The sequence below is a fragment of the Neisseria weaveri genome (genome assembly GCF_900638685.1).
Classification (GTDB): domain Bacteria; phylum Pseudomonadota; class Gammaproteobacteria; order Burkholderiales; family Neisseriaceae; genus Neisseria; species Neisseria weaveri.
On sequence record NZ_LR134533.1, the window covers coordinates 1,085,339 to 1,106,071 of the forward strand.

Consider the following 20,733-nt stretch of genomic DNA (forward strand, 5'->3'; position numbering starts at 1 on the left):
ATTACAGCTCCTGTTTTAGAGTACTGAGCATTTGTGCGTGTTTTTCAGCATTTACTTCGCTGCGCAAAATGGACTCAGCACCTTTAACTGCCAATGAAGCCACCTGTTCGCGCAATGCTTCACGTGCGCGGTTGGTCTCTTGCTCAACATCAGCTTTAGCCTGTGCTGTAATACGGGCAGCCTCTGCAGAAGCTTGCTCTTTGGCTTCCTCTACAATTTGAGCTGCACGTTTTTCGGCGTTGGCTACCATTTCGGCAACCTGATTACGCCCTTCAGCCAAGAGTTCTGCAACTTTCTTTTCTGCTTGTTCAAAATCGCTTTTACCTCGCTCGGCAGCAGCCAAACCTTCAGCAATTTTGTCAGCACGCTCGTCTAACGCTTTTGCGATTGGCGGCCATACAAATTTCATTGTAAACCATACCAAACCGAAAAAGACGATTAACTGCGCAAATAAGGTTGCATTAATATTCACTTTACTTAACCTTCGTATTAGGGTTAATCAAACAAACGGTGTTTCGTTTGTATCGAAACAATTCTGTTCGGATTAGCCTGCAAACGGGTTAACGAAGGCGAACAGCAGGGCAATAGCCACACCGATCAAGAAAGCCGCATCAATCAAACCAGCAATCAAGAACAGTTTAGTTTGCAATGGGCCGATCAACTCAGGTTGACGAGCAGAAGACTCAAGATATTTAGAACCTACCATTGCGATACCGATAGAAGCACCCAGAGCACCCAGAGCTACGATCAAACCACATGCGATAGCAATTAAACCCATTTTAAAACTCCTTAAATAAAAACAAAGGTTAAAACTACGTTGAAAAAAACTACTTAAATTTAAATAAAAGAACTACTTAAAACTTTAGTGTGCGTCATGCGCTTGACCGATATACACAAAAGCCAAAGCCATGAAAATAAAGGCTTGCAGGGTAATTACCAAAATATGGAAAATAGCCCAAATTAAACCAGCAATAATGTGGAACACGAACATAATCGGATCCATAATGCCAACACTTCCTGAGGCAGCCCAAGCACCGCCCAATAAGGCAATCAGCAAGAACACCAACTCACCCGCATACATGTTACCAAACAACCGCATGCCGTGTGATACTGTTTTGGACAGAAACTCTACAATATTCAAAATAAAGTTTGCAGGTGCAAGCTTGGAACCAAAAGGAGCGCTGAACATTTCGTGCATCCAGCCGCCAAAGCCTTTAATCTTGATATTGTAGAAAATACATACAATCAACACACCCAAGGCCATTGCCAAAGTAGTATTCAAGTCAGCCGTAGGAACAACGCGTAACAAAGCATGATGCTCGCCTGTGGCGGCCTGCCAGGTCAAAGGCAGCAAATCAACCGGCAACAAGTCCATTGCATTCATCAGAAAAATCCAAACAAACAAAGTCAAACCCAAAGGGGCAACAACTTTGCGGGACTGTTCATTGTGAATAATGCTTTTACACATATCATCCACAAATTCAAATAGGATTTCTACCGCAGCCTGGAAGCGTCCCGGCACACCGGCCGTGGCTTTTTTCGCACCTCGCCATAAGAAAAAGCTGCCCAAAATACCCAATACGATTGCGAAGAAAATCGCATCGATATTGATAAATGAGAAATCAGCAATATTTTTCAGGCCTTGGCCTTGGGTTACGTCCTGCAGACTCGTCAAGCTTTGCAAGTGGTGCTTGATGTAGTCGGCAGCAGTCATTGATTCACCTGCCATAATCTTTAACTCTCAAAAATGCTAAAAAAACCAAATGGCTGACGGCAAGCAGCCCTAAAAGGAAAGGGATAAATGCCAGTGTTTCATGAAAGAAATAAAAAATTACCAACATAAACACTAAAGACAGCACTACTTTTAAACCTTCTCCTAGCAAAAACACTTTACCTGCAAGATGAGGGTAAGGTTTGAAAATTTTTAAAAGCAATACCGTAGCCAAAGAAGGAATCAGATAAGCAAATCCTCCCAAAAGGGCTGACTGAAATCCATTATAGCCGGCAAACATTGAGCAAACAGCCGCCGTCATTAACAAGGCAGCAAACTGCAGCCAAACTATCTTTTTCATAGGTTTAACAGGCCAATATAAAGCGCAGCTACTATAATAAATATGTGTTTATACGTCAAGAAAATTGTTAACATTTGTGAATCAATTTCTTGTTAACAATAATCTCTCTAGATTCAATTGACTACATATTACTACACTATTGAAAAAATTAAACAGCAATTATTAGCAGTTCCACTCTATAATTTGCCTATTTTTGATTAAACTTTACCGCTTTATACCAAAAGCAGATATGCCGTCCGCATTCATCTTTTCGGATTTTCAGACGGCTTATTGCAAACCTCTTCAAACATCCGGGTTAATAATCGTATTTAATGCCCAGCTGCTTCAATAAACTTTCCAGCATTTCCGGATTGTCGAAGTGTAGAACAATTTTGCCTTTTTTCTGATTGGTCGTCTGAATTTCTGCATTAACACCTAATTTTTCCGTCAACATATCGTTCAGACGCTGAATGTCGGGATTGCTTTTCTTGGGTACATCTACTTTTTTCGTTTGCTGTGCGGCTTGGCTGCGGCGTTCTACTTCCCGTACAGACCAACCGTTTTTCACCGCTTTTTGCGCCAATTCGAGCTGTTCGACCACCGGGAGCGATAAAAGTGCCCTTGCATGTCCCATTTCCAATTTTTTCTGGAACAGCATATCCTGCACAGGTTCAGGCAAGGAAAGCAAACGAAGGCTGTTGGAAATACTGCTGCGGCTGCGGCCAACCGCTTTGGCTACGGTTTCATGCGTTAAACCGAACTCTTCCACCAAGCGCTTTAAACCTTGTGCTTCTTCGATAGGATTCAGGTTTTCCCTTTGGATATTTTCAATCAAACCGATGGCCAATGCTGCTTCATCATTAATGCTTTTGATGACGGCTGGAACTTCGGTCAAACCGGCTAATCGTGCGGCACGCCAACGTCGTTCACCTGCAATCAGCTCATATTGCGACAAACCGCGCTCGCGCACGATAACCGGTTGAATAATGCCTTGCGCACGAATCGATTCCGCCAATTCTTGTAGCGCATCATCATCCATCTGTACGCGCGGCTGCAAACGTCCCGGACGGATATCGGAGATTGCAATGGTTTTCAAACGGTCACCGCTACCGTCGTCAATATTGTTCGAAATCAGGGAATCTAAGCCGCGGCCTAAGCCGCCTTTGGGTTTTGCCATATTTGCTGTCCTTTTTATCTTTTGAAGTCCGGCCGTTTTGCTTTTTTGATGCGGCCTTATTTTATCGGATATTGTTACACACCGCATTGTTTGGTTTCAGACGGCATAAATACTTTACAATAGGCGTTTTACTCTTATCAGGCTTGTATCTATGAAGTCTAAATTTATTTACGATGCAGTCGTTATCGGTGCGGGCGCGGCCGGTATGATGTGCGCGGCACGAATCGGTCAAAACCGCTTATCGGTTGCACTGCTCGATCATGCGGCGAAAATCGGGGAGAAAATACGGATTTCAGGCGGAGGAAGATGTAATTTTACCAACCGCCATTTAGACGGTCGTGACGGCTCGGCATACTTTGTTTCCCAAAACCCGAGATTTGTCCGCCATGCCCTGTCGCGTTATTCAAGCACGGATTTTATCAAGCTGGTTGAGCAATACGGCATTGCCTATCATGAAAAACATAAAGGTCAAATGTTTTGCTCCGAAAGTGCCAAAGACATTATCGATATGTTGAAAAACGAGTGCGGAAAAGGCAAAGTGGCTTGGCATACCGAATGCAGTATCCATCAGGTTCGGCCGTCTGACGATAAATCCTACCGCTTCACTGTCCACACCGGCCAAGGTACGTTCCATTGCCGTTATTTGGTTGTGGCCACGGGCGGTTTGGCTGCGCCGGCTGTCGGAGCGACACCGTTCGGCTACGAGCTTGCCAAGCAGTTCGGCCACAATATCGTTACACCGGAAGCCGCCTTAGTTCCTCTGCGCTTCGAGCATTGGGTACAACTCGGTTTCGACCGCTTATCAGGCATTGCCTTGCCGGTCTCCGTGGCAACCGGCTCCGGTAAAAACAATATTGTATTTTATGAAGACTTGCTGTTCCGTCATAAAGGCTTGAGCGGCCCGGCAATTCTGCAGATTTCCAGCTACTGGCATGCCGGAAACACCATCACCATCAATCTGTATCCGCATACCGATTTGTCCGCAGCCTTATGTAACGGCAAAACCGGTCAGAAAATACAGTTAAACACCGCTTTAAAACAACTCTGCCCCACCCTGCCCGAGCGTTTGCTGGACTTTTGGCTCTCGCAAGCCGAATTTGCCGATTACGCCAATCAAAAATGGGCGGATATTCCCAATCAGATACTACACAATCTGGGTAACAGCCTGAATGCTTGGGTATTGCTGCCCAGCGGTTCAGACGGCCATAAGAAAGCCGAAGTCACACGCGGCGGCGTCAGCGTTAAGGAAATCGATCCGAAAACCATGCAGAGCAAATTACAGGAAGGCTTATATTTCATCGGGGAAGTGATGGACATTACCGGCTGGTTGGGCGGCTATAATTTCCAATGGGCTTGGTCGTCGGCGGTTTGCGCTGCCGAAGCAGTTTGCGCTTCATAAGTTTCGAAACGAAATAATGAGGCCGTCTGAATTTTCAGACGGCCTCATGCTTAATCATAGTTAAAAAGAATAAGCTTAGCGGCTTTGCAATACCTGCACACCTGCTTTAGCGATGGCCTCATCTTCATCTACCGTACCGCCGCTCACGCCGATACCGCCGATAATCATACCGGTTTTATCGGTCAACAGTTCGCCGCCGGCAAAAATCACCAAGCCGCCGTTGGTTGTTTCAATGCCGTACAAAGGCTGGCCCGGCTGCGAAGCTTTGCCCAACACACGGGTAGACATATTGAAATAACGCGCCGTACGCGCTTTGCGTTCGGCAATGTCGATACTGCCGATAAACGCATCATCCATACGCGCAAACGCTTTCAAATTGCCGCCTGCATCCACCACAGCCACATTAACCGGCACTTTCATCACCCGGGCTTTTTCCACCGCCGCCTGAACCGCTGCTTGAGCTTGGTTCAGCGTCATATCTCCGGGTAGAGTTTTCGTCAGCCCGTCGGCAACGGCAGGCATACCGGTCATCAACGAGAGCAACAATACCGCTGTTTTCATGTAACGCATATTTTTCTCCTCGAAAACGGACAACAGTGTCCTTTTTTGATTTAAGAATTTTTATACAAACAAGTCAAGGATTTATATCAAAAATTCCGCTCAAACCAAACAACAGAAGGCCGTCTGAAAATTTTCAGACGGCCTTGATTTTTATTTTTAACGCAATCTTTATTTAGCTCTGGCCAGCAACTCTACGGCCAAGTCCATATAAGCCAGCGTGCCTTTTGCTTTGGCATCATAAGCCAGAGCCGGCATACCGTGGCTTGGCGCCTCCGCCAGACGCACATTGCGCGGAATGGTCGTTTCAAACAACTGGTCGCCGAAATGCGCCTGAAGCTGCTCGGATACTTCTTGCGACAAACGGCTGCGGCTGTCATACAGCGTGCGGACAATCCCGACAATATCCAAGCCCGGGTTAATGGCCTGACGGATTTTGCGGATGGTTGCCACCAAATCCGAAATGCCTTCCAACGCATAATACTCACACACCATCGGCACAATCACGCCGTTGGCCGCCACCAAACCGTTTAAGGTCAGCAGCGTTAATGTGGGCGGACAATCGATCAAGACGAAATCATAATCGTCGGCCACCTGAACCAGCGCGTTTTTCAAACGCATTTCACGCGCGATTTCCTGCACCAACTCCACTTCCGCACCGGCCAAATCGCGGTTGGCCGCCAATACGTCGTAGCCGCCGTTTTCACTGCGGATAACCGCTTCCTTCACATCGGCATCGCCCAGCAAAACCTGATACACGCCCGAACGGATGCCGTTTTTTTCAATTCCGCTGCCCGTTGTCGCATTGCCTTGGGGATCCAAATCGACAACCAGAACACGTTTGCCGCGCCCGGCCAACGAAGCCGCCAGATTCACCGCCGTCGTGGTTTTGCCCACGCCGCCTTTCTGATTGGCAACCGCAATAATGTTTATCGTCATAAACTTAAGCCGTATAGAAAATAGAATGAATCGGATTGTACCGTTATTCGTTTGAAAATGGTATCGGACCAAACCATAAGGCCGTCTGAATTTTCAGACGGCCTCAAGAGTTAAATTACAAAATAGGGAACATAATTTCTGGGGCGCATAATCACCATATGGCGGTCGGCTTCCAACATCGGTACCGTCAGCTTTTCCACCTTTTCTACTTCGACTTCGGCGGGAACGTGTTCCAATTCTTCATAAGGATACACGCCTTTCATCGCCGCCCAATAACCGCTGTCGTTCAACAAATGCTTGGTCAGGGCAATAAAGTCGGCCAACTCGGCAAAAGCGCGGCTGGTGACTACATCGACTTTTTTATCGTGCATGGCTTCAACGCGGCCGCTGGCTACGGTGACATTGTTCAAGCCCAACTCAATCACTACTTGCTGCAGGAAAGTGGTTTTTTTCGTATTTGAATCCAATAACGTAATCTGCAGGTCGGGACGGCAAATCGCCGTGGGAATACCGGGCATACCGCCGCCGGAGCCGACATCCATCAAGGTTTTCGCATCTTTCACATAAGGCAGCAGGGTCAAGCTGTCTAAAATGTGGTGGCTGATCATGGTTGATTCGTCGCGTAAAGCCGTCAGATTATAAGTGCTGTTCCATTTTTTCAGCAGGGCAACATATTCCAACAACAGCAACTGCTGTGCGGTAGAAAGCTCCAGCCCTAATTTTTGCAGGCCCTCTTGCAATTTTGATTTGTTGTCCATGAATGATTGTCCTTCAAAACCTTCTTAATCGGATGTAATCTTATCTGAAAACCCCCTTTTATAGGATGAATTATTTAACAGGCCGTCTGAAAAAGCGTTCATACATGGCGGATAAAACGGCTTGTACGCCCAATCGGAATCAGGAACAGAATATGTCTTTCGGACACTTGATCATCACACCGCAACCCTGCCCGGTCTTAACCCAAACCAGAGGGGAAACCTTTTCTTTGATTCAATCCCAAAACGGACAACATATTTATTTCCGCTTTTGCGAAGGCACGTCTTACACGGAGCGGTTAAACGAACAAGAAGCCGTGCTAACGGAACAAGGCGCGGATTTTCTGCGGAAAATCGGTTCCCACTGCGGCAACGGCGTGATATTTGCCGATGTCTTGCTGCTCAACCGCGAAAGCGTGGAAGACTTTGCCGCAACCGTTTTAAAACAGCTCGCCGCCGACAACACCGCCGCCATACAGGCAGAACCGGCGCGGACAATCAAGCTGCGTCAGGCTTATCGGCTAAACACCGGCCTTTCACGCCGCAACAGATAACCCATTTACACCACTGAGGCCGTCTGAAAATTTTCAGACGGCCTCATACTTATGTAACCTCAATCAATATCCCAAGCGGAAAATTAGCGGCTGCTAAAAAATACCCATTATCAAAAGTCTGGCCAGAAAAATATAAACAACTGTTATAAAACAATATTTTTTAATAATTGCAGTAATCACTTAACAAAACATGGCTTTTCCCTAGCACAATTAAACAGCAACTTTATTCAATTTAAATCTGGGCTAATTCTGCCATAACTTTACCTTCCTATAATGAGCCCATATCCGTAAAGAAGTAAGAATTATCCACCGTAGGACTAAGATGAGCTTTTGACAAACCGTACAGTTTTGGATGTCAGTTTGTACAAGCAGCTTTCTCTATGTCCATCACTTAGAAGGAGTTCGCGATGAACATGAAAAAAACTGCCCTGGCTTTGATGACTGCATTGGTATGTACAGGTGCTTATGCCGGTTCCAACTATTACCACCCCGACGCATATTGGGTTCCTGCCAAGAAAGTAAAATGGGGCAAAGCCGCTTCTGAAGAAGTAGGCGAAAAAGTATTGAAAAACGCGGCTAAAAAATCGCACGTTCACTACAAATACCTGAACCACTACAATGTTGCCGCCGATGCGAACAACGTGAAAACCATCCACGCCTACAACCAAAAACGCGGCAACTACATGGGCAACTTCGCATTCAGCACCATCAAGAGCGGCGGTTCCGAAGTTTACTACGGCGAATGGAACGGTACCGAGTATGTTAAAGGCAAAAACCGCGCCGTATACTACTCCGGCGACAAACGTGCTGTAAACATGCCGATGGCCGGTAATGCAACTTACAACGTACAAGGTATCAACCACTACAACGGCAACAACGCCATGACCGGCCAACTGCACGCCGACTTCGGCAAACGCACCTTAACCGGCTCTATGCAAAATGCCGCTGTGAAAATGGACGTATACTCAAACATCAACCCATACAAAGCGTCGTTTAAAGGCCACGCAGTTGCCAACGGTCACTTCGGTAAAACCGAAGGCCACTTCTTCGGCGACGGCGCAACCAGCCTGGCCGGTGTAGCCAAGTTCAAAACCAACCGCGCTTTGGATACGGCTTTCGGCGGTACCAAACAATAATCTGACGGAACTTTAATTCGTAAAGAAGGCCTGCTGAATGTAGGCCTTTTTTCTACACCGGCTTACTCATCACCATTTATCAAACACATCATTATTCATTATGCTGAAAAAATCCATGTATCTGTGTCTGACGGTTTCACTGCCTGCCGTTGCGGCAGACGACACGGCCCAACGCCTGTGGCAGACCACCCGTCAGGCAGTCCAAATCCAAGAGCGGAAAAGTGTCGAAGACAACACCCTGAACACCGGCATGGAAAGTCCGCAAGCCCGCCGTCAAGACACCGCACAAGAAGACAACGGCGAAGCCCTGTTTATGGCTGTCAACCGCAGCGACTGGCCGCAAGTCCGCCGCCTGCTCAACCAATACCGCCAACAAGCCCATTACGATCAGGACATTGCCCTATTTGCCGAAGCGGCACTCAACAAATCAGACGGCCGCATGAAAGAAGCGCGGCAAAAATACGAACAACTATTGCAACGCCAACCCGATTTCACACGAGGCCGGCTCGACTTGGCACGCCTGCTGTTCGACGACCACCTGAACCGCGAATCCGCAGCCGAATTTGCCAAAGCCAAGCAAGAACCCCTGCCCGAACCCGTATTAAACAATATTCAAGCTTTTCAGACGGCCATCGACCGACGCCGCAGCTGGCAGGGTTCGGTCAATGTCGGCGGCATTTGGAACAGCAACGTCAACCAAGGCAGCAACGGCATCCACTGCACCCATGAATTCGAAGGCAAATGTATCGGCAACTATTGGACGGCCGACAAACCCGAAACCGCCGCCGGTCTCAAATACGAAACCGCCGTCTCACGCCACTGGCAAGTGAAAGGGCATCACGGGGTCAATGTCCGCGCTTTGGCCTACGGCCGCGTTTACCGCAACCACCAAAAACACAACGAACATACCGCCAACTTAAGCGCAGGCTACCAATTTACCAACGCCCGCCGCACCGTCACCGCCGCACCGTTATGGGAATGGAGTGCAGAAGGCAAACACGCCTCACACCGCGCTTACGGCCTACGTACCGAATGGGACGAAAATCTCGGCAACTGGTCTTGGAACACTGAAGCCGAATGGAAAAAACTCAAATACTTCGATGAAGAATCGGCGCACAACAACGGCACGTCGCTGGCCGTATACAACACCGTTTCCTACAGCCCCCGCGCCGACTGGGCCGTCTTCGGAGGCTTGGATTGGCTGCAACGCAAAACTTCAGACGGCCAAGGCGATTACCGCCAGCCAAGCCTGCGTTTGGGCATAGGCAAACAATTCGAGCAGGGTTTTGACGCTTCCGCACACGCCGTTTTCCAACAGCGCACCTACAAAAGCGAAGACCGCATTCTGGAAAAACGCCGCCGCGACCACGAACAAACCTATATTCTCAACATCGGCGCAGAACGCTGGCGGTTTGCCGGTATGAAACCTACGCTGACCTTCAAACACCGCAGGGTTAACAGCAATATCCAATGGCTGTACCAATACCGGCAAAACGAAGTCGGCGTTTCGCTGATGAAAGTGTTTTAACGTCCGATTGCATAACAATGAGGCCGTCTGAAAATTTCAGACGGCCTTAGGGTATCCCTTTGCCATCACGGCACTTCAAACGTTTGAACGCCCTTTGCAACAACACGGCCGGCTTTACCGTCCACCACCAGCGTCATATCGCCGCCACGGTTCGGCAAGCGGTCGAAATCAATACTGAAAGCCGCAATACGCGAAGTTTCAACCACCAATTTACCGCCTTGCAAAGTTGCCCGTATTTTTCCCGATACCGGCTGCTTTTCGAAGACTTCATATTGATATCCGGGATTAAACCGCCCTTTCAACACCAACTCGCGCCCTTGACGGGCTACCGTCAGCTCGGTTTCATCTCCCGCCTTCTTGCCCGCCAAATACCGATACGGCGCATAGGCATGGTTCATCACCGTATCACCCATTTTCAAGATGATGTCGCCCGGCTGAACGCCCATCTTTGCCGCCGTACCTTTGGCGGTCGTTTCGGCTACTTTCAAGCCGTTTTTATAGGCTGGATCAAATTTCATGCCGAACGAGGCTTTGCCGTTAAACATTTTCAGGCTGTTTTTACCATGCCACGGTTTTGCCGCTTTGTCGGGCGCCAAACGGACGATACGCAGCCAATCCGTACCGGACGGCGCCACACTGCTTTCCCATACCAACGATTCGGTAATATGACGGCTGTTTTGCTCGACAAACTGCCGAAGCTCGGGCAGCACTTGCTCCAAATACGCCATATTGTGGTTGCCCTCCGGCTCTTGAAACGCCAAACGGCTGTGCCGCTGCCGCAGAAAATCCACAACGGGGCGCATCATCGCCGCAGGGTAAAGCATATCGCCTTGAGTGTTGATCATATACAGCGGTTTGTGGTTGATATTTTCAGGATAAACCGGCGATTCGCCCAAATGCGCCGCCACCGGCAACGAACCGTTTAAGGCGATAAATCCGGCAAACCGCTCCGGATGTGTCGCCGCCAAATACAGCGTACCGGATGCGCCGTCTGAAAAACCGCTCATAAACACTTTGTCCGCATCAACGGCAAACTGTTTTTCCACTTCGTTTATCTGTTTGAACACCATATCGGTGCCGACGGAATCAAACCATGCCGCCCCTTTTTGCCCGAAAGGAAACAGCACCAAATACCGTCCGGCATCAGCCAGCTTCAAAAAGCTCGAACGCCGCACTTTGTCCAACGGTTCGGCCGGAATATCGGGCGAAGAAACCGCGCCGTGCAGATACACCAGCAACGGCCGTTTTTCATCCGCCGCCACGCCTGCCGGCGTATAAACGATATAAGGCCTGTCTTTTCCGTCCGACGCCGTCAGCGAAAACCGGTGAAACTGCGCCTCTGCGGCAAACAACGACCCCGACAATACCAATGCAACGGCACACAGCCCTATTTTGGCAGCCTGTTTCAACATCAAATTTCTCCACAAACAGTTACGGATAAACGTCAGGCAGCGGTTATGCAGCCTGACGGCAACTCATCAGAACTTCACATTCAAGCCCACGGAGAAATTGCGCCCCGGCTGGGTATAGCGGTCTACCAAAAGGTTGTTTTTCACCCCTATCACATCGGCAGAACGCCAGTATTTACGGTTGCCGATGTTGTACACGCCGACATTCAGCTCGGCATGTTTCGACGGATGGAAGGAAGCGGTCATGTCCCACACTCCGTAGCCCGGTGCTTTGAAGTGGGTATCGTCGGCAACTCGGGTCTGTTTCTTCGACCAGCGGAAGCGTGTACCGACACTCCATTTTTCTTTACCGTAATCCAAACCCAATACACCGTTGAGCGGATAAGCGCTACCCAAAGGTTTGCCGTCCGATTCGTTTTTGCCCCTCATCCAAGCCATAGAACCGCTTAATTTCCAGGCATCCGTCAATTTCCAATCGGCCGCAATCTCCGCACCGTAGGTTTTGGCCTTGTCTAAGTTGCTGTATAAAACGTCAAACTTATAACCGGGCGAATAATTGGTTTTCATTTCCGTATTGATAAAGTCTTTAAAACGGGCATAAAAACCGGTTAACTGAACATTCAATTTACCGCCGCGATAGCGCAGCCCGACATCAAAATTATCCGATTTTTCCGGTTTTAAATCGGGATTCGGCCGCACCCGGTATGTGCCCCTGTCCATGCCCGCACCTTGGGCATCGACACCCGGCGAACGGAAACCGCGCTTATACGATGCCGATGCCGTCCATGCATCCGCCAGCGGAACACTCAAATATACAGACGGCAATAAGGCATGGGTTTTCATCGGTTTATCGATCAACGATTTGTTTAACACAGACCCCAAATATGCCGCATCGACATCAAATTCGGTTTTTTCACGCTCATAGCGCAAGCCGAAGCCCAAAGTGGTCTTACCCGGCCATACCAAATCGTTTTTCGCATACAGGCTGACTGTTTTGCGCTCGGACGGCGGGAAATAGCGGTTTTCGGTTCGGGGGTTGGTAATCGTACCCGGACCGGTGCCAATCATTTCCTGATCCAGCAAGCGGCTGGTTTCGGTTTGGCGGTATTCCGTTCCCAAAGCAAACTGTTGGGTAATGTTGCCGGTCAGTACGCTGCCTTTCATATCGGCGCGAATGCCTTTGAATTTCTGCAGGTAATCGTTGCGGTAATAAGTCGTCTGCTTGCCCAAACTGTCCGTATCGTTGGCAACGCTCAAATTTTGACGGTATGCGCGTACCGCAGCTTCACCCAACCAAGAATCGGACGGCAGGTAACGGTAAGCTACCGACAAACGGCGGCGTACATAATCATCATCGGTTGTCGAGCTGTCCAAATGCGGGCGCATACGGTCCAAACGGCGGGTATGCGTATCGCGGCTCATGCGCTCGAATGTGGTTTCCAGGCGGTGATGTTCGCCTGATACATTGGCTTTAAACAAAATATTGTTTTGACCGACATCCTGCTTGTTGGAAATGGTACGTCTTGCCCCTGCATCGTCATTTTCGGCATAGTTTTCCGCCTCATGGCTGTTGCGCCGCGTCAAAATCAACATACCGGCAAACGGCCCGTTCATCATCGCGGTTGTCGCCGATACGCCGTGGCTCTTGTATGTGCTTCTGTATCCGTATTTCACGCCCAAATGCCACGGCTTTTCCGGAGAAACCAAATCTTCGGGCGAATAAGTGCTCATATTGACCGAACCGCCCAAAGCACCGTTGCCCTGTTCCACACCGTCTCCGCTCTTACGGATTTCCACTGTTTTGAGCGTATCCATTTCAACCAAATCGCGGTTGACAGAAGGCGTCGGCGCCGAATTCGGCCTCGCCATATCCGCGTGCAGTTCCGGCAAAGGCACGCCGTCGATGGTCATGGCAATGCGGTTGTCGCCCATGCCGCGAATCACATAACCGCGGTGGCCGACCTGCATATTATCCGAGCGCACATCCACACCCGGCGTATATAAAACCGTATCATCAATATTTTGGGCGGCCGTACGTTTCAACTCTTCCGCCCCGATTTTAACCGCCTCCGGCTTGCTCTGGCTTTGTCCCACCACCACAACCGGCTCCAAAACAGACGTACCGGCAGCATGGGCATAACCTGCATACATCAAAGCCAACGCCTTAACTATCGTTAAATGTTTCACCTTCATATTTACACTCCGATAAAATTGATAATAATTATTATTTATATTTTATTTTAAATTAAATATTTTTACAAACCATATTCTAAAAAATAAAAATATTTATCAAATTTGATAAACATGAAGTGAGGCCATCAAAACCCAAGATTTATAATCAACCCGTCACAAACATTTGCAACAATAGATGAGGCCGTCTGAAAATTTTCAGACGGCCTCATCCAACCCAAAACGAAATATCGGTTTGCTAATCCTCTCTTGCTGTTTTAACACTTTTTTGTTTCAAACATTCTTCACGATAAGCACCGCCCCAACGGTGCATCGCTTCAATCACAGGCATCAGGGTCAAACCGAATTCCGTTAACGAATATTCGACTTTCGGCGGCACCTGCGGATAAACCTTGCGGCTGACAATGCCGTCTGCCTCCAACTCTCTTAATTGCAAAGTCAGCATTCTCTGCGTCACACCGTCCAGCAAGCGCTGCAACTCATTAAAACGGCGGGTTTCCCTATCCAAATGATACAGAATCAGCACTTTCCATTTACCGCCGATTACATCCAACGTCGTACGCACCGGGCAGCAAAGCCCGTTTCCTTCTTCCCTATCCATACCCAAACCTTCCATCAAAAACACCGGTTCAACGCCCATTTATTTTCACAATGTATGCGATATAACAGTATAAAAAATGTGCGTACTTGTCAATCTGATTGTACCCACTATAATAACCGGCAACAAGCAACATTTTCCAAGGAGGCAACCATGCGTATTGAAGAATTGAACCGCATCAACGAACTGGCCCGCAAAGCAAAAACCGAAGGATTAACCCATGAAGAATCGGCCGAGCGTACCCGACTCCGCCAAGCATACATCCGCAAAGTATGCGGCCAGCTTACCAATATGCTCTCCACCGTAACCGTGATCGACACGGAAGGCAATGATGTCACACCGGCCAAACTGCGCGCCGCACAAGCCGCCGGAATGCGTGCGGACATCCGATAAAACAACACGGCGCATCAACAAGCCGAAAAAGTCAAAAGAAAGGAAACACCATGCGTCACGTACGCCGAATCTACCGCGCCGACAGCCAACACTGGGTAGGAGACGGTTTTCTCGTACAACCCCTGTTTTCCCACATGGGCGAAAACCGCGGCACCGACCCGTTTTTAATGCTGGACTACGCCGCACCGCACGAATTCAGCCCCAACCGCCGAAGCAGACGCGGAGTCGGCCAACATCCGCACAAAGGATTCGAAACTGTTACCATCGCCTATCACGGCGAAGTGGCACACCGCGATTCGACAGGCGGAGGCGGCGTCATCAAAGAAGGCGACGTACAATGGATGACCGCCGGCGCCGGCATCATCCACGAAGAATTCCACTCCGAAGCCTTCAGCGAACAAGGCGGCCTGTTTGAAATGGTACAACTGTGGGTAAACCTGCCCGCCAAAGACAAAAACACTCCGGCACGTTACCAACATCTCGCCAAGGAAAATATCCCGGTGATACGGCTGCCCGACAACGCCGGCCACCTGCGCCTGATTGCAGGCGAACACAACGGCACCAAAGGCGCAGCCGAAACCTTTACCGAAATGAACGTCTGGGACATAGTGGTCAACAAAGGCAGCGAAGCCATTATCGACATACCGGCCAGCCACAATCTGTGCATGGTCGTATTGCGCGGCCAAGCCGTATTTAACGGCAAAGACCGTGCAGGTGCCGGACAGTTGGTCGGCTTCGAAAACGGCGGCGGCAGCATAACCGTGAAAGCAGACGGGGAAGAAGTCAAAATCCTGCTGCTCTCCGGCGTACCGATTAACGAACCTGTAGTCGGCTACGGCCCGTTTGTCATGAACACCGAAGCGGAAATCCACCAAGCCGTCCGCGATTTCCAAAGCGGACGTTTCGGACACATCGGTTAAACCGTTAAACGTCTTTCAACAGCAAGAGGCCGTCTGAAAATTTTCAGACGGCCTCTTTCATAAGCCATGCTTTATTTTCTCAATTTCAGCTTACTTCGCATCTTTAAATCCGCGTTTCAAATGCACCATCAGCAAGGCGACGGCAGCGGGGGTTACGCCGGAAATGCGCGAGGCTTGGCCTACGGTTTCGGGGCGGTGCTGGTTGAGTTTCTGCTGCACTTCGGCGGATAAGCCTTTGACTTTGCCGTAATCGATTTCAGACGGCAGTTTCAGGGTTTCGATATCGCGGCGGCCTTCGATTTCTTCGTTTTGGCGGTCGATATAGCCTTGGTATTTCACTTGGATTTCTACTTGTTCGACCACGCTTTCGGGCAGGTTTTCAGACGGCCCTGCATCGGGCAGGGTCATCAGGGCGGCGTAGTCGATATTGGGGCGGCGCAAGAGGTCGTGCAGGTTGGCTTCGCGCGACAGTTTTTGGCCGAATACGCGGGTTTGCTCGCTTTCGGGCAGTTTGGCTGGGGTGTACCAAGTGGATTTCAGGCGTTGGATTTCGCGTTCGATCTGCTCGCGTTTTTGCTCGAAAGCCTGCCATTGCGGTTCGGTAACGAGGCCGATTTTGTAGCCGTCTTCGGTAAGGCGCATGTCGGCGTTGTCTTCGCGCAGTTGCAGGCGGTATTCGGCGCGGCTGGTAAACATGCGGTAAGGCTCGTTTACGCCTTTGGTGATTAAGTCGTCTACCAAAACGCCGAGATAGGCTTGTTCGCGGCGCAGCAGCAGCGGGTCGCGTTCGCGCACATACTGTACGGCGTTGGCTCCGGCCAACAGGCCTTGTGCGGCGGCTTCTTCGTAGCCGGTGGTGCCGTTGATTTGTCCGGCGAAAAACAGGCCGGCGATGCTTTTGGTTTCAAGGCTGGCTTTGAGGTTGCACGGGTCGAAATAGTCGTATTCGATGGCGTAGCCGGGGCGCAGGATGTGGGCGTTTTCCAAGCCTTTCATGGAGCGCACGAGGGCGAGTTGGATGTCGAACGGCAGGCTGGTGGAAATGCCGTTGGGGTAGTATTCGTTGGTGGTCAGACCTTCGGGTTCGAGAAAAATCTGATGGCTGTCTTTGTCGGCGAAGCGGTTGATTTTGTCTTCAATCGAGGGGCAGTAGCGCGGGCCGACACCTTCGATCTTGCCGGTAAACATGGGGCTGCGGTCGAAACCGGAGCGGATGATGTCGTGCGTTTGCAGGTTGGTGTGGGTAATCCAGCACGACACTTGGCGCGGGTGCAGTGCGGCATGTCCGCGCACGGAAAACACGGGCACGGGGGTGTCTCCGGGCTGCTCGGTAAGCTGCGAGAAATCGATGGTGCGGCCGTCGATGCGCGGCGGGGTGCCGGTTTTGAGGCGGGCGACAGGCAGCGCCAGTTCTTTCAGACGGCCCGACAAGCCTTGTGCGGCGGGGTCGCCTGCGCGTCCGCCGGCATAATTTTCCAAGCCGATGTGGATTTTGCCGGCAAGGAATGTGCCTGCGGTGAGCACAACGGCACGGCCTTTGAATTCGACGCCCATGGCGGTTTTCACGCCGCTTGCGCGTTCGCCTTCGAGCGTGATGTCTTCAACCGACTGCTGGAAAATTTCCAGATTGGGCTGGTTTTCAAGCATTTCGCGGATGGCGGCTTTATACAGAATGCGGTCGGCCTGTGCGCGGGTGGCGCGTACTGCGGGGCCTTTGCTGGCGTTTAGGCGGCGGAACTGAATACCCGACATATCGGTGGCCAAGGCCATGGCTCCGCCGAGTGCATCGACTTCGCGCACGAGATGGCCTTTGCCGATGCCGCCGATGGAAGGGTTGCACGACATTTGGCCGAGGGTTTCGATATTGTGTGTGAGTAAAAGCGTTTGCGCGCCCATGCGTGCGGCGGCGAGGGCGGCTTCGGTGCCGGCATGGCCGCCGCCGACCACGATGACATCATAGGTTTTGGGGTAAATCATAATTGGACGTAAATATTTTCGATTGAGCGGTTTTTTATGTAAAAACAGTAGGATAGATTATAAAAACCGCAACTTTAAATGGTTGGAAAAATAGGTGGGATTGTACGCTTTTTTGCAGAATCAGTACACTTCAAATCCATACGGAGGCCGTCTGAAAACAAAACGGCATTTTTTCAGACGGCCTCAAGGGTTGCGGCTTGCGCGGCAAACGCCCACAACTGCTTTTTTTGACACGGTTTGAGCTTCTTAACCGACGGTTCCAAAACCGCCGCTTGGGAGCGGCACAAACCGCGGTACAGCAAACGCATTTCCACCGGCTTGTGCATACGGGTAAACTTAGCGCCTTTTCCGGCCGCATGGCTGGCAAAACGCTCGGCCGGGCGGTTGCTGATACCGCAATAAAGCGAACCGTTGCCGCATAAAATCAGATAAACACACCAGCCACCGTCCGTCTGCACTTCGGGAAAAACCGGCAAACCGTATTGTGCCAGCAAGTCGGCAAGGCTCATTTTTCAGACGGCCTCATACCTACATTATGAAAGCAGTTGCGCCACAAAGCGGACAACCGTGGTAACCGAACCGATTACCGCATAAATAAACGGCTGCATAACCGTACCCAACAAGCCTGTTACCAGCAGAAACAGTAAAATCCACATGCCGTAAGGTTCGATTTTATGGAACTGCATCGATGCGCGCGCAGGCAGGAAGCTGTCGACAAAACGCCCGCCGTCCAAAGGCAGAATCGGGATCATGTTCAGCACAAACAACACCGCGTTAATCATCACGCCGTATTTCGACATCTCCGACAAGGGGTATTGAAACGATTCCGGCACATAAGCCGCCAAAGCAAAGCTCAAGCCCCAGCCGAATGCCATCACCAAATTCGACAGCGGCCCGGCAATCGCCACCATCCGCAGCCCCATGCGCATATTGCGGAAATTGCGCGGCACAATCGGCACGGGTTTTGCCCAGCCAAACAAAAACGGCGTAAACATAAACATCAGCAGCGGTACCAGAATCGTTCCGACCGGATCAATATGCGCAACCGGGTTCAGCGTCAACCGCCCCAACTGCTCGGCCGTGCGGTCGCCCCAGTAACGCGCCGCATAGCCGTGCGCCGCCTCATGCACGGTAATCGCCAGCAGCACCGGCAGCAATGCCAATAAAAATACGCCTAAATCAAAGTTTTGAAACATGCTTTTCCTTTTTCAGTGTGTGAGGCCGTCTGAAAATTTCAGACGGCCTGAATATTCATTTCAGGCTTGCTGCCTTGTATCAATAATGCTTGGGAATTGGTGAGCGGACGCAACGGCAAATGTGCATATTTTTCCTTGATGGCTCGCGTGATTTCCGCAAAAGGCGCTTCCCCATCGTGCGGCAACGGGCAAACCTTCAATATGCCCAAGCCGTGCTGCGTATCGTATTCGGCTTGAGCAACTTCGTCCATTTCATGCACATAAGACAAATCCTCCGCCAAAATCATGCTGCCCGCCGATTCGCCGATATAAGGTTTGCCGGCAGCAATCAAATCCGCCAACACCTTATCCGCCTGCTTCGCGCGAAGCTGTGCCAACAGATAAAAAGTGTTGCCGCCGCTGACATAAATGTAGTCGTTATCACGCAATTTGCGCGCAATATTTTCCACATCCAACGCAGCCACATCCACTTCATCTATTTTCACACCCCAAGCCTGCCAAACTTGGCGGGCTTCTTCCACATAAAAATCGACGGTTTCCACATCGGCTGCCGTTGAAATAAAGCTGACTGTTTTTCCCTGCATCGGTTCGTTGAGAAACGGCGGCAGCAGGGAAAAGGTTTGTGCAAAATAAGAGTTTAGAAACAATTTCATCGTCGGCTTTTCTCACTAATAAATTTTCAGACGGCCTCGTTACAAGCCAAACAAAGCCACATCGCCCTTGCCTTCGCGAATCAACTCCACACCGTCGGTCATGTCAATCACCGTGGTTGGCTCGACACCACACCAGCCGCCGTCGATGACCAAATCTACGGAATGCTCCAAACGATCGCGGATTTCGTACGGATCGGTCAGCGGCTCTTCGTCTTCCGGCAGCATCAACGTACAACTCAACAGCGGTTCGCCCAATTCGGCCAGCAAAGCCAAAGCGATTTTATTATCGGGCACGCGCAGGCCGATGGTTTTGCGTTTGGGGTGCAAAGTGCGATTCGGCACTTCTTTTGTAGCCTGCAAAATAAACGTATAGCTGCCCGGCGTGGCGGCTTTCAGCTGGCGGAACTGGCTGTTGTCCACTTTGGCATAAGTACCCAGTTCGCTCAAATCGGCGCACATCAAAGTCAGATGATGCTTCAAATCGATTTGGCGGATGCGCAAAATGCGTTCCATCGCATCTTTATCGCCCAAATGGCAGCCGAGCGCATAGCAGGAATCGGTGGGGTAAGCCACCACACCGCCTTTTCTGATGATTTCCACCGCTTGCTTGATTAGGCGCTCCTGCGGATTATCGGGGTGGATGGCGAAAAACTGTGCCATATTGTGTTCCTTATTATTCGTTGTTGTATCAAATATTTTTTACGGCTTGAATTATATAATGAATAAAGGCCGTCTGAAATTTTCAGACGGCCTTTATCAGCGATCAGCCCGAATATTAACGGCGGGGTTTACAGCCTTTGAAAACAATCTCTTGACCCGGAGAAGTAATCATAATGGCTTTAGAACGGTGGTTTGCACGGTTCATATAGTCGGTGCTCAGTTTGAAGTTGTCTTCATCACCGAAAATGGTTTCTACGTTGTCAGAACGGTTCAGGTTAACCGGCATGTAGCGGGTTTTGCCGTTTACATAAGCCGAAGCGTATACAGGTAGGTTTTGTTTGTTGAAGCCGTAAGTAACTTTAACTTTTTTACCTTGTTGGCAAGAATAGTTTACTGAGCTTTTGCGGACCGCTTGGCCTGCATCTGCGTGTGCAACACCGGCAGTCAATGTCGCTGCGGCAACCACTACCAAAGTAGATAAAATTTTCTTCATGGTTTTCTCTCAATATCCATTTAAAATCGAAATACCCGATAACGATATGCGTAAACTTCTGCGGACACCGTGTCGGTTTGAAACGGATTATACGGTCGTTCCTATTTACGAAAAGACGGGTGAGTGTAATTTCAGGTAAACCGGAAA

The 20,733-nt window shown here is 50.0% G+C and carries 23 protein-coding genes; 6 read left to right on the forward strand and 17 right to left on the reverse strand.

Translation table 11 applies throughout. The features are described from left to right. Position 1: 1 nt before the first annotated feature. The 5 genes from EL309_RS05310 to EL309_RS05330 form a co-directional block, all read right to left on the reverse strand. Positions 2–472 carry a F0F1 ATP synthase subunit B gene (locus EL309_RS05310; RefSeq protein WP_004284426.1) on the reverse strand — a complete coding sequence of 157 codons (471 nt, stop codon included), beginning with the start codon at positions 470–472 and terminating at the stop codon, positions 2–4. A 72-nt stretch (positions 473–544) separates the two neighbouring features. Next, entirely contained in the window at positions 545–778 is a 234-nt protein-coding gene (atpE, locus tag EL309_RS05315; protein ID WP_004284425.1) for a F0F1 ATP synthase subunit C, read from the reverse strand. Positions 779–862: 84 nt separating this feature from the next. After that, positions 863–1,729 (reverse strand): F0F1 ATP synthase subunit A, encoded by an 867-nt coding sequence (gene atpB / locus EL309_RS05320; RefSeq protein WP_004284424.1) that lies wholly within the window; start codon positions 1,727–1,729, stop codon positions 863–865. Next, entirely contained in the window at positions 1,719–2,072 is a 354-nt protein-coding gene (locus EL309_RS05325; protein ID WP_004284423.1) for an ATP synthase subunit I, read from the reverse strand. The genes atpB and EL309_RS05325 overlap by 11 nt, the downstream gene beginning before the upstream one ends. A gap of 295 nt (positions 2,073–2,367) precedes the next feature. Next, positions 2,368–3,228: a ParB/RepB/Spo0J family partition protein gene (locus EL309_RS05330; protein WP_004284422.1), complete on the reverse strand. Its 861-nt coding sequence runs from the start codon at positions 3,226–3,228 to the stop codon at positions 2,368–2,370. 151 nt (positions 3,229–3,379) lie between these two features. Here EL309_RS05330 and EL309_RS05335 point away from each other — a divergent pair, with 151 nt between their 5' ends. Beyond that, positions 3,380–4,627 (forward strand): BaiN/RdsA family NAD(P)/FAD-dependent oxidoreductase, encoded by a 1,248-nt coding sequence (locus EL309_RS05335; protein WP_004284421.1) that lies wholly within the window; start codon positions 3,380–3,382, stop codon positions 4,625–4,627. A gap of 75 nt (positions 4,628–4,702) precedes the next feature. On the opposite strand, the gene EL309_RS05340 is transcribed toward EL309_RS05335, so the two are convergent. From EL309_RS05340 to rsmG, 3 genes are all read right to left on the reverse strand, one after another. After that, positions 4,703–5,188: a GlcG/HbpS family heme-binding protein gene (locus tag EL309_RS05340; protein ID WP_004284420.1), complete on the reverse strand. Its 486-nt coding sequence runs from the start codon at positions 5,186–5,188 to the stop codon at positions 4,703–4,705. A 168-nt stretch (positions 5,189–5,356) separates the two neighbouring features. After that, positions 5,357–6,124, reverse strand: a complete 768-nt coding sequence (locus EL309_RS05345) for a ParA family protein (RefSeq protein ID WP_004284419.1) — start codon at positions 6,122–6,124, stop codon at positions 5,357–5,359. Positions 6,125–6,234: 110 nt separating this feature from the next. Beyond that, on the reverse strand, positions 6,235–6,882 hold the full coding sequence (rsmG, locus tag EL309_RS05350) for a 16S rRNA (guanine(527)-N(7))-methyltransferase RsmG (RefSeq protein ID WP_004284417.1): 648 nt from the start codon (positions 6,880–6,882) through the stop codon (positions 6,235–6,237). A 152-nt stretch (positions 6,883–7,034) separates the two neighbouring features. Here rsmG and EL309_RS05355 point away from each other — a divergent pair, with 152 nt between their 5' ends. The 3 genes from EL309_RS05355 to EL309_RS05365 all read left to right on the forward strand — a co-directional run bounded on the left by EL309_RS05355 (position 7,035) and on the right by EL309_RS05365 (position 10,097). After that, complete coding sequence (locus EL309_RS05355; protein ID WP_231987919.1) at positions 7,035–7,433, forward strand: hypothetical protein; 399 nt, start codon at positions 7,035–7,037, stop codon at positions 7,431–7,433. Positions 7,434–7,840: 407 nt separating this feature from the next. Further along, positions 7,841–8,569, forward strand: coding sequence for a Slam-dependent surface lipoprotein (locus EL309_RS05360; RefSeq protein WP_004284415.1), 729 nt, complete (start codon positions 7,841–7,843; stop codon positions 8,567–8,569). A gap of 100 nt (positions 8,570–8,669) precedes the next feature. Next, positions 8,670–10,097, forward strand: coding sequence for a surface lipoprotein assembly modifier (locus tag EL309_RS05365; protein WP_004284414.1), 1,428 nt, complete (start codon positions 8,670–8,672; stop codon positions 10,095–10,097). 65 nt (positions 10,098–10,162) lie between these two features. On the opposite strand, the gene EL309_RS05370 is transcribed toward EL309_RS05365, so the two are convergent. From EL309_RS05370 to EL309_RS05380, 3 genes are all read right to left on the reverse strand, one after another. After that, positions 10,163–11,509, reverse strand: coding sequence for a PDZ domain-containing protein (locus tag EL309_RS05370; protein ID WP_004284413.1), 1,347 nt, complete (start codon positions 11,507–11,509; stop codon positions 10,163–10,165). Positions 11,510–11,575: 66 nt separating this feature from the next. Next, the gene (locus EL309_RS05375) at positions 11,576–13,699 is read right to left on the reverse strand and encodes a TonB-dependent hemoglobin/transferrin/lactoferrin family receptor (RefSeq protein WP_004284412.1); all 2,124 of its coding nucleotides are present in this window, start codon (positions 13,697–13,699) and stop codon (positions 11,576–11,578) included. Between the two features lie 235 nt (positions 13,700–13,934). After that, entirely contained in the window at positions 13,935–14,336 is a 402-nt protein-coding gene (locus tag EL309_RS05380) for a winged helix-turn-helix transcriptional regulator (protein WP_004284411.1), read from the reverse strand. A gap of 111 nt (positions 14,337–14,447) precedes the next feature. Here EL309_RS05380 and EL309_RS05385 point away from each other — a divergent pair, with 111 nt between their 5' ends. Both EL309_RS05385 and EL309_RS05390 read left to right on the forward strand, forming a co-directional pair. Further along, positions 14,448–14,687 carry a DUF896 domain-containing protein gene (locus EL309_RS05385; protein WP_004284410.1) on the forward strand — a complete coding sequence of 80 codons (240 nt, stop codon included), beginning with the start codon at positions 14,448–14,450 and terminating at the stop codon, positions 14,685–14,687. A 50-nt stretch (positions 14,688–14,737) separates the two neighbouring features. Then, positions 14,738–15,607 carry a pirin family protein gene (locus EL309_RS05390; RefSeq protein ID WP_193777299.1) on the forward strand — a complete coding sequence of 290 codons (870 nt, stop codon included), beginning with the start codon at positions 14,738–14,740 and terminating at the stop codon, positions 15,605–15,607. Between the two features lie 90 nt (positions 15,608–15,697). On the opposite strand, the gene mnmG is transcribed toward EL309_RS05390, so the two are convergent. The 6 genes from mnmG to EL309_RS05420 all read right to left on the reverse strand — a co-directional run bounded on the left by mnmG (position 15,698) and on the right by EL309_RS05420 (position 20,586). Further along, on the reverse strand, positions 15,698–17,584 hold the full coding sequence (gene mnmG / locus EL309_RS05395) for a tRNA uridine-5-carboxymethylaminomethyl(34) synthesis enzyme MnmG (RefSeq protein WP_004284405.1): 1,887 nt from the start codon (positions 17,582–17,584) through the stop codon (positions 15,698–15,700). Between the two features lie 173 nt (positions 17,585–17,757). Beyond that, the gene (locus EL309_RS05400) at positions 17,758–18,093 is read right to left on the reverse strand and encodes a GIY-YIG nuclease family protein (RefSeq protein ID WP_004284403.1); all 336 of its coding nucleotides are present in this window, start codon (positions 18,091–18,093) and stop codon (positions 17,758–17,760) included. 24 nt (positions 18,094–18,117) lie between these two features. Further along, complete coding sequence (locus EL309_RS05405; protein ID WP_004284401.1) at positions 18,118–18,780, reverse strand: site-2 protease family protein; 663 nt, start codon at positions 18,778–18,780, stop codon at positions 18,118–18,120. A gap of 38 nt (positions 18,781–18,818) precedes the next feature. Beyond that, positions 18,819–19,433 carry a Type 1 glutamine amidotransferase-like domain-containing protein gene (locus tag EL309_RS05410; RefSeq protein WP_004284400.1) on the reverse strand — a complete coding sequence of 205 codons (615 nt, stop codon included), beginning with the start codon at positions 19,431–19,433 and terminating at the stop codon, positions 18,819–18,821. A 39-nt stretch (positions 19,434–19,472) separates the two neighbouring features. Next, positions 19,473–20,093, reverse strand: a complete 621-nt coding sequence (locus tag EL309_RS05415; protein ID WP_004284399.1) for an L-threonylcarbamoyladenylate synthase — start codon at positions 20,091–20,093, stop codon at positions 19,473–19,475. 115 nt (positions 20,094–20,208) lie between these two features. Further along, positions 20,209–20,586, reverse strand: coding sequence for an ACP-like domain-containing protein (locus tag EL309_RS05420; RefSeq protein ID WP_004284398.1), 378 nt, complete (start codon positions 20,584–20,586; stop codon positions 20,209–20,211). Positions 20,587–20,733 lie beyond the last annotated feature (147 nt).

Excerpts from the sequence above, each read along its gene's own strand:
- atpE (WP_004284425.1), bottom strand. The coding sequence starts at position 778 with ATGGGTTTAATTGCTATCGCATGTGGTTTGATCGTAGCTCTGGGTGCT.
- atpB (WP_004284424.1), bottom strand. The coding sequence starts at position 1,729 with ATGGCAGGTGAATCAATGACTGCTGCCGACTACATCAAGCACCACTTG.
- EL309_RS05325 (WP_004284423.1), bottom strand. The coding sequence starts at position 2,072 with ATGAAAAAGATAGTTTGGCTGCAGTTTGCTGCCTTGTTAATGACGGCG.
- EL309_RS05330 (WP_004284422.1), bottom strand. The coding sequence starts at position 3,228 with ATGGCAAAACCCAAAGGCGGCTTAGGCCGCGGCTTAGATTCCCTGATT.
- EL309_RS05335 (WP_004284421.1), top strand. The coding sequence starts at position 3,380 with ATGAAGTCTAAATTTATTTACGATGCAGTCGTTATCGGTGCGGGCGCG.
- EL309_RS05340 (WP_004284420.1), bottom strand. The coding sequence starts at position 5,188 with ATGAAAACAGCGGTATTGTTGCTCTCGTTGATGACCGGTATGCCTGCC.
- EL309_RS05345 (WP_004284419.1), bottom strand. The coding sequence starts at position 6,124 with ATGACGATAAACATTATTGCGGTTGCCAATCAGAAAGGCGGCGTGGGC.
- rsmG (WP_004284417.1), bottom strand. The coding sequence starts at position 6,882 with ATGGACAACAAATCAAAATTGCAAGAGGGCCTGCAAAAATTAGGGCTG.
- EL309_RS05355 (WP_231987919.1), top strand. The coding sequence starts at position 7,035 with ATGTCTTTCGGACACTTGATCATCACACCGCAACCCTGCCCGGTCTTA.
- EL309_RS05360 (WP_004284415.1), top strand. The coding sequence starts at position 7,841 with ATGAACATGAAAAAAACTGCCCTGGCTTTGATGACTGCATTGGTATGT.
- EL309_RS05365 (WP_004284414.1), top strand. The coding sequence starts at position 8,670 with ATGCTGAAAAAATCCATGTATCTGTGTCTGACGGTTTCACTGCCTGCC.
- EL309_RS05370 (WP_004284413.1), bottom strand. The coding sequence starts at position 11,509 with ATGTTGAAACAGGCTGCCAAAATAGGGCTGTGTGCCGTTGCATTGGTA.
- EL309_RS05375 (WP_004284412.1), bottom strand. The coding sequence starts at position 13,699 with ATGAAGGTGAAACATTTAACGATAGTTAAGGCGTTGGCTTTGATGTAT.
- EL309_RS05380 (WP_004284411.1), bottom strand. The coding sequence starts at position 14,336 with ATGGGCGTTGAACCGGTGTTTTTGATGGAAGGTTTGGGTATGGATAGG.
- EL309_RS05385 (WP_004284410.1), top strand. The coding sequence starts at position 14,448 with ATGCGTATTGAAGAATTGAACCGCATCAACGAACTGGCCCGCAAAGCA.
- EL309_RS05390 (WP_193777299.1), top strand. The coding sequence starts at position 14,738 with ATGCGTCACGTACGCCGAATCTACCGCGCCGACAGCCAACACTGGGTA.
- mnmG (WP_004284405.1), bottom strand. The coding sequence starts at position 17,584 with ATGATTTACCCCAAAACCTATGATGTCATCGTGGTCGGCGGCGGCCAT.
- EL309_RS05400 (WP_004284403.1), bottom strand. The coding sequence starts at position 18,093 with ATGAGCCTTGCCGACTTGCTGGCACAATACGGTTTGCCGGTTTTTCCC.
- EL309_RS05405 (WP_004284401.1), bottom strand. The coding sequence starts at position 18,780 with ATGTTTCAAAACTTTGATTTAGGCGTATTTTTATTGGCATTGCTGCCG.
- EL309_RS05410 (WP_004284400.1), bottom strand. The coding sequence starts at position 19,433 with ATGAAATTGTTTCTAAACTCTTATTTTGCACAAACCTTTTCCCTGCTG.
- EL309_RS05415 (WP_004284399.1), bottom strand. The coding sequence starts at position 20,093 with ATGGCACAGTTTTTCGCCATCCACCCCGATAATCCGCAGGAGCGCCTA.
- EL309_RS05420 (WP_004284398.1), bottom strand. The coding sequence starts at position 20,586 with ATGAAGAAAATTTTATCTACTTTGGTAGTGGTTGCCGCAGCGACATTG.